Origin of the sequence: Microcystis flos-aquae FACHB-1344 (genome assembly GCF_014698375.1) — a bacterium.
In the GTDB taxonomy this organism is placed as follows: domain Bacteria; phylum Cyanobacteriota; class Cyanobacteriia; order Cyanobacteriales; family Microcystaceae; genus Microcystis; species Microcystis aeruginosa.
In genome coordinates, this window is sequence record NZ_JACJSW010000168.1 from 1 (window position 1) to 7409 (window position 7409).

The window sequence follows — 7409 nt, forward strand, 5'->3', positions numbered from 1 at the left end:
TGGTCTATTTTTCGACAATGGTTAGAGTATTTTGGTTTTAAATATGGTAAGGTTACGGTAGCAGTAGCCCCCCATAACACGAGTCAAAATTGTTCTAATTGTGGTCAAAAAGTACCTAAATCTCTATCTACGAGAACCCATGTTTGTCCCCATTGTGGCTATGTAGAAGATAGAGATATTAACGCCGCTATCAATATTCTCAAAAAGGGACTAAGTACGGTAGGGCATACCGAAACTAATACGCTTGGGGAGAGATTCCCTCTGGTTTGGCTGGATACGTCCTGCCAGATTAAGGAAACTCAGTGAACCAAGAATCCCTCGCTTTTAGCGCGACGGGAGTGTCAAGACAAATTTAACAAACCATAAAGCTCTAATTACAGGAGCTTCTCGCGGAATTGGAGTAACTATAGCTTCATTTCTAGAGAATCAAGGGACTGAGATTATCGCCCCCATGCAATTAATCAAAGGGGTTTCTCCAGCCATGAAAACCGCAGGCTGGGGTAGAATTTTTAACATCAGTTCTATTTTCAGTCTATTCTGTCACTAAAGCCGGATTGAACGCCCTAACCCGCAGTGCTGCTCTAGAATTCGCCACCTATGGTATTCTAGTTAATGCAGTCTGTCCAGGTTATGTGGGGACGGAGCTAACTTTTGCTAACAACTCACCTGAGCAGTTGGCGGGAATTGCTTCTTCCCATTCCCCTCCAGCGCCTAGCCCAACCTTATGAAATCGCCAAATAAGTTGTTTTTCTGTGTTCGCAAGACAATACCTACCTCACCGGACAAAGTATAATTATTGATGGAGGATTTACCTGTAAATAAAATCAAGGTTGTCATAACATATAAAAAATCGCAACTGTCTATTGGAGATAAATCGTAAAATGTATCTTCTTAAAAAGAATAAATTTGTCGCCATTGTCAAGAAACACAGATTTGCCCGTTTTTTGCTGGTTGGTGCAATAAATACCCTGTTTGGTTATTTTTCCTTTGCCACTCTCATTCTTATTGGGCTGGATTACAAGTTAGCTGCTTTGCTGGCTACCATTCTGGGAGTCTTATTTAACTTTCAAACCACGGGAAGACTGGTTTTTGGTAGCAAAAACAACAAATTGATTTTTCGTTTTGTCTTAGTTTATGTGGTGACTTTTCTCTTGAACGTTGAGGCCCTGAGAATTGTTGATGCTATTGATATTGGGATCGAGCAAAAAATTAAAATGTTAATCGCTGGAGCCATCTTGGTTCTTCCCATGGCTGTCATCTCTTTTATTTTAATGAAACTATTTGTTTTTAGAGAAGGATCACAATGAAAAAAATTACGATTATGACCCCTTGTTATAATGAAGAAGGAAATATTGAAGACCTTTACTTGCGAGTTAAAGAAGTCTTTAATCAGTTACCTAACTATGAGTATGAACATCTTTTTATCGATAACGCTTCCCAAGATAAAACTGTAGATGAATTAAAAAAAATTGCTCAAAAAGACCCCGGAGTAAAAGTCATCGTTAATGCTAGAAATTTTGGTCCCGTTCGTTCTGGTTACTATGGGATTCTTCAGTGTTACGGGGATGCGGTTATTCCTATTGTAGCAGATCTGCAAGATCCTCCCGAATTAATCCTAGAATTTGTCAAGAAGTGGGAAGAAGGCTATAAAGTTGTTAAAGCGGTTAAAACTCCGGTGAAAGAAGGAGCTTTTTTCTATTTTGCTAGACAAATTTTTTATTCTTTAATGGATAATCTTTCAGATATAAGAGTTACTAGAAATTTTACAGGTTTCGGGTTATACGATCAGAAAGTCATCAATGTTCTACGAGAGATTAACGATCCCTATCCCTATTTTAGGGGACTCATTGAAGAGTTGGGTTTTGAAAGTTTCTCTTTTGAGTATCAACAACAACGGCGAAAACGGGGTATAAGTAGTTACAACTTCTATCGATACTATAGCGAGGCGATGCTGGGTATTACCAGTCACTCCCAAGTTCCCCTCAGACTGGCCACCATGTTAGGCTTTGCTTTGTCCCTCTTGAGTTTGCTAGTGGCGTTAGGTTATTTAATCGCCAAATTGTTGTTCTGGGATTATTTTCCTTTAGGAACCGCACCAATCATGATCGGACTATTTTTACTCGCTTCTGTGCAACTATTTTTTATCGGTATTATTGGGGAATACATTGGCTTAATGCACATGAGAATTTTAAAAAGGCCTTTAGTGGTCGAACGGGAACGGATTAACTTTGAGTGAGTGACTGTATTTGTTATACTAACTTAATCTTGGAGGACAAATGGTAATGGTTAGGCGTTGGGTTTCATGCTTCAACCCAACCTACTTTCATCTTATATTTAATTCCACCCACCTACTTAAATACAATAGAAAACCTATCTGGATTAGCTAATCTATATATAGCGTTTTTCAGTCTAATGAGGTATAGTAAATCCATCGATAGATAGGCGTTTCAGCGTTTCAATCGGGACTCACCGCTATAGTAAAATGTAGATTCTGTGTACCCCCCCACTTTTCTATACCGATTTAGTCTGATTGACGATTCGATCGTAAAATAGCAACAGATCAAGAGATTACAGGTCAAATATGCCGAAATTTGTTGTCTGGGGTAGTTATTGTGAAAATGTGCTGGAAAAACGCGCTCCCTATCGTCAAGCGCATCTAGAGGGATTAAATCAACAGAAAGAACGGGGAATTCTCATTACTATCGGACCAACGGCAGATTTAAGCCAAGTTTTCGCAATTTATCAGGCAGCCAGCGAGTCAGAAGTGCGAGAATTAATCGAAGCGGATCCCTACTGGCAAAATGGCATCTGGACAGAATACCAAGTCAAAGAATGGATTCAAGCTATCTAAGGGGGCTATCAGCTATATTTTTCTATAAGGGTGTTGTCATCTCCGGTCAAGTCTGAGGATATTTTCAAGGATAAACCGGAGTTATCCCTTATCGATTCAAGCTGACAGCTGATAGCTTGCCTACTTTTTGCTTATCGCCATGGTTTACATCAAAAAGGTCGAACTCTCACACTTCAAATCCTTCGGGGGAACGACTCCCATCCCCTTTTTACCGGGGTTTACGGTGGTTTCTGGTCCAAATGGTTCGGGAAAGTCGAATATTCTCGACGCATTGCTATTTTGCTTGGGATTAGCTACTTCCAAGGGAATGCGGGCCGAAAGATTACCGGATTTAGTCAATCACAGCTATAACAATCAACGTCATAGCGCGGAAGCGAGTGTCTCGGTGACTTTTGATATTACCGATATTCCCGACGCAACCGATAGGGATTGGACGGTTTCTAGGCGCTTAAAAGTGGCTAAGGGTGGCAGCTATACTTCTACCTACTATATCAATGGGGAAACCTGTACGGTTAGCGAACTTCACGACCAATTAAACCGTTTACGCATCTATCCCGAAGGGTATAACGTGGTGTTACAGGGGGACGTAACCAGAATTATCAGCATGAATGCCAAGGAAAGACGGGAAATTATCGACGAATTGGCAGGAGTAGCCGAATTTGACCGCAAAATTGAGAAAACTAAGGAGAATATCGATTCGGTTAAAGAAAGGGAAGAACGCTGCCAAATTATTGCCACAGAATTGCAAAAATCTCTGGAGAAATTAGCACTCGATCGCATTAAAGCCGAAAAATACCAAAAACTCAAGGCCCAAGTCCAAGAAAAACAACAATGGGAAATTGTCCTCCATTGGCAAAATCTCCAGCAGCGCTGCCAGCAAGTAAAAGAACAAATTCAAGCTGGGGAAAAGGAAAAACAGGTTTTAACCGAGACTATCGCCAATTTATCCGAACAAATCGCCCAAAATAGTCAAGAATTAGAGAAACTCAATCAACAGGTTAAAGCTTTCGGGGAAGATGAACACCTGTCCCTGACTTCCCGATTAGCGAGTCAACAGGCCAAACGACAACAACAGCAACAACGACAAAAAGAGTTAGAAAACCTCGAAAAAGAATCTCAGGCACAGAAAAACAGACTTTTAGAGGAAATTAATCGCTATAATCTCGAGTTAAACCAGATTACTGCCCAAAAAAGCCGTTTAGAAACTGGAATCTTACCCAATCTCCTACGGACAACCCAAACCGCAAGGGAAACCCTAGAAAACCATCGTCTGCAAGCAAGTAGTCTCGCAGAAGCGTCAGAAGCTTGGGTAAAAGAACAAAGCGACCTTTCCCGCAATATTACCCGTCTTCAGGAACAATTAAACCCCTACCGTAGCCAACGGGCCCAATTGACCGAAAGATGCGATCGATTGCAAACTAATATAGTAGAAGCTGGTCAACGTCTGCAAGAATTAGAGCAAGTTATTGGCACAAAAACAGAAGAAAGTCAAGAAATATTACAAAAAATTAATCAATCGGAACCCGATATCCAAAATTTAGCCCAAAAACTCACCATTGCCGAACAAAATCGCGTCATCAGTCAGGACACCCAAAAACGTCTGCTAAAAGAACAACGGGACAAACAGAGGGAATTAGATAAACTGGAAGCGACCAAGCAAGCACAACAGGAAGCCCAGGGAACCTATGCCACTCAAATATTATTACAGTCAGATTTGCCCGGAATCTGCGGATTAGTGGCACAATTGGGGGAAGTAGAGGAACGTTATCAAATTGCTCTCGAAATCGCCGCCGGAGGTCGTTTAGGTCATGTAGTCGTCCAAGATGATAGCGTTGCGGCCGCCGGAATTGCCTTGCTAAAACAGCGTCGCATCGGTAGGGCCACTTTTTTACCCCTGAATAAAATTCGTCCTCCCCGTCCCCAGGATATTTCCTCTCTGCGTCACGCGCGGGGTTATCTGGATTTAGCGGTGAATTTGGTTAAGTTTCAACCCCAGTATCGGGAGGTTTTTAACTATATTTTTGGCAGTACCGTGGTTTTCGAGGATATAGATTCTGCCCGTTATTATATCAATCAATATCGCATCGTTACTTTGGATGGCGAGTTATTAGAGATGACTGGCGCTATGACTGGAGGCAGCCAACCGACGCGATCGGGGCTGCGTTTTGGTAAAATTTCTCCGAAGGAGTCTAGTGAAGCGGAATCTCTACGGGAAAGATTAGCAGAAATCGATCGCATTCTTACCCGCAACGAAGAAAAAATCACCCAAGTTAATAATCTTATCAGTCAGTTAACCCAACAGTTAACCGAAACCCGTCAAAGTCATCGGGAAAATCAATTATCTCTACAACAATTAAGCAAGGATTTACAACGTTTAACCACAGAAAAAGAGGATTTAAACCGTCAATTATCGGGTCAGCAAGAGGAAATTACTATTTCTCGTCAACGGTTAGAAATATTAACCAGAGAAATTCCTGAGTTAGAGTTATCTTTACAGCAAGAACAGGAGAAATTAACTGCTTTAGAGGCCAATCATACCCATAGCGAATGGCAACAGGTACAGGGAATAATTCGCACTCAAGAATTGGAGTTACAAACCCAAGAAAATCACCTCGCTACAGTCCGCGAACAGTTAAAAGATTTACAAAGTCAACAGATCAGACTAGAGGAAAAAAGTCAAGAGTCTGCGGATAGAATTATTGAGATTGACAAGATAATTACCGATGCAGTTAATCAGACAAATATCGGTAATCTGGAGATAGAAAAACTTGATCGCCATATTTTAGAAATCAATCAAGCTTTACAGCAATTATCGCAACAACTAGGGGAAACCAAGCAAAAAAGAGACCAATTAGAGACAGTTTTGCGACAACAACAAAACCGGCAACAACAGGCTATCTGGCAATCGGAAAAGTTAGTCAACAATCAAGAGGAAAGACAAGCATTACTAACCACTTTACAGACAGAAATTAGTCAACTAGAAAGCGACTTACCCAATCCCTTGCCCGAAATTCCTGAAAGTGAGCGGGATTTCGAGAAAATTCAAAGCGATATTCGGCAGTTACAAAAGAAATTAGCAGCTTTAGAACCTGTCAATATGTTAGCTTTAGAAGAACACCAAAAAACTAAAGAGAGATTAGATGAACTATCAGAAAAACTGCAAACTCTAGAAGGAGAAAGAACCGAACTACTTTTACGGATAGAAAACTTTACCACCCTCAGATTTAATGCTTTTCAGGAAGCATTTACTGCTGTTAACGAAAACTTTAAGAATATATTTGCCACCCTGTCCGATGGTGATGGTTACTTGCAATTAGAAGACGAAAATGACCCCTTTAATGGTGGCTTAAATCTGGTGGCCCATCCGAAAGGAAAACCCGTACAGCGATTGAGTTCCATGTCTGGGGGTGAGAAATCTTTAACCGCTTTAAGCTTTATTTTTTCCCTACAAAGATATCGTCCTTCTCCCTTTTATGCCTTTGATGAAGTGGATATGTTTTTAGATGGGGCCAATGTGGAGAAATTGGCCAAAATGATTCAAAAACAAGCACAACAAGCGCAATTTATTGTCGTTAGTTTGCGTCGGCCGATGATTGAAGCATCGGAAAGAACCATCGGTGTCACCCAAGCGCGGGGAACCCATACACAGGTACTAGGAATTAAAGTTTAACCTAAGATGCAAGTGGGGTGTGGGGTGTAGGGTGTAGGGTGTAGGGTGTAGGGTGTGGGGTGTGGGGTGTGGGGTGTAGGGTGTAGGGTGTAGGGTGTGGGGTGTGGGGTGTGGGGAAGTGGGAAGCTTTTCAGTAAACAGTAAACAGTGAACTGAAAACTCACATCTGATAACTGATAACTGATAACTGATAACTGCCAGACAAGCCGGACAAAGTTAAGTTATATTAAGATTACTCAGAATGCGTCCTCGTCCCATTCAGAAATCTCTTGACATCCTCACCGCCGTAAACGGACGGTGATTCCCAAACCTCACGATTTAGGTTTCTGCTTCTTTCCCTTGCGGGGTTCCGCACCTGCCTTAACAGATTTACTCTGTTCTGGTCTTATGGTCGCTCTACAGACTGACACCGCAAGCCCTGCGGCCAAAATATTTTTACTAGCGTTAATATCTCGGTCATGGTGAGTCCCACAGTCTGGACAGTCCCACTCTCGAACATTTAACGGCATTTTTTCAGCAATATACCCGCAATTACTACATCTTTTAGAGCTAGGAAACCATCTATCTATTTCGATGTAATTTCTGCCGTACCAACGGCATTTATAGGCTAATTGTCGGGTAATTTCTCCCCAACTAACGTCAGATATTGCCTGAGATAATTTCGGGTTTTTGACCATATTCTTGACGGCTAAATTCTCAACCACAATCGTTTGGTTTTCACGAACTAATTGAGTGGTTAGCTTATGTAAATGGTCTTTTCTGCTATCGGTGATTCGAGCGTGAATCTTGGCTACTTTGATTCTTGCTTTTTCCCGATTTTTTGACCCTTTCTGTTTTCTAGAAAGATTTTTTTGGTCCTTTCGCAGTCTCCGATAATGTTTCTTAAAA

At 41.4% G+C, this 7409-nt stretch carries 7 protein-coding genes; 6 read left to right on the top strand and 1 reads right to left on the bottom strand.

Annotated elements, in window-relative coordinates:
• The 6 genes from H6G48_RS15905 to smc form a co-directional block, all read left to right on the top strand.
• The coding region (locus H6G48_RS15905; RefSeq protein ID WP_190722465.1) for an RNA-guided endonuclease InsQ/TnpB family protein at positions 1-306 on the top strand (306 nt) is incomplete at its 5' end.
• A 248-nt stretch (positions 307-554) separates the two neighbouring features.
• A complete protein-coding gene (locus H6G48_RS26410; protein ID WP_242034664.1) occupies positions 555-728 on the top strand; it encodes an SDR family oxidoreductase in 174 nt (57 codons plus the stop codon).
• 153 nt (positions 729-881) lie between these two features.
• Complete coding sequence (locus tag H6G48_RS15915) at positions 882-1307, top strand: GtrA family protein (RefSeq protein WP_190722466.1); 426 nt, start codon at positions 882-884, stop codon at positions 1305-1307.
• Positions 1304-2236 (top strand): glycosyltransferase family 2 protein, encoded by a 933-nt coding sequence (locus H6G48_RS15920; protein ID WP_190722467.1) that lies wholly within the window; start codon positions 1304-1306, stop codon positions 2234-2236. The genes H6G48_RS15915 and H6G48_RS15920 overlap by 4 nt, the downstream gene beginning before the upstream one ends.
• A 345-nt stretch (positions 2237-2581) precedes the next feature.
• Positions 2582-2851, top strand: coding sequence for a YciI family protein (locus H6G48_RS15925; RefSeq protein ID WP_002771659.1), 270 nt, complete (start codon positions 2582-2584; stop codon positions 2849-2851).
• Positions 2852-2990: 139 nt separating this feature from the next.
• On the top strand, positions 2991-6521 hold the full coding sequence (gene smc / locus H6G48_RS15930; protein ID WP_190722468.1) for a chromosome segregation protein SMC: 3531 nt from the start codon (positions 2991-2993) through the stop codon (positions 6519-6521).
• Between the two features lie 311 nt (positions 6522-6832).
• Here the strand turns inward: smc and H6G48_RS15935 are convergent.
• Positions 6833-7409 (bottom strand): RNA-guided endonuclease TnpB family protein (locus tag H6G48_RS15935; protein ID WP_190722469.1); only part of this gene is annotated, 577 nt, incomplete at its 5' end.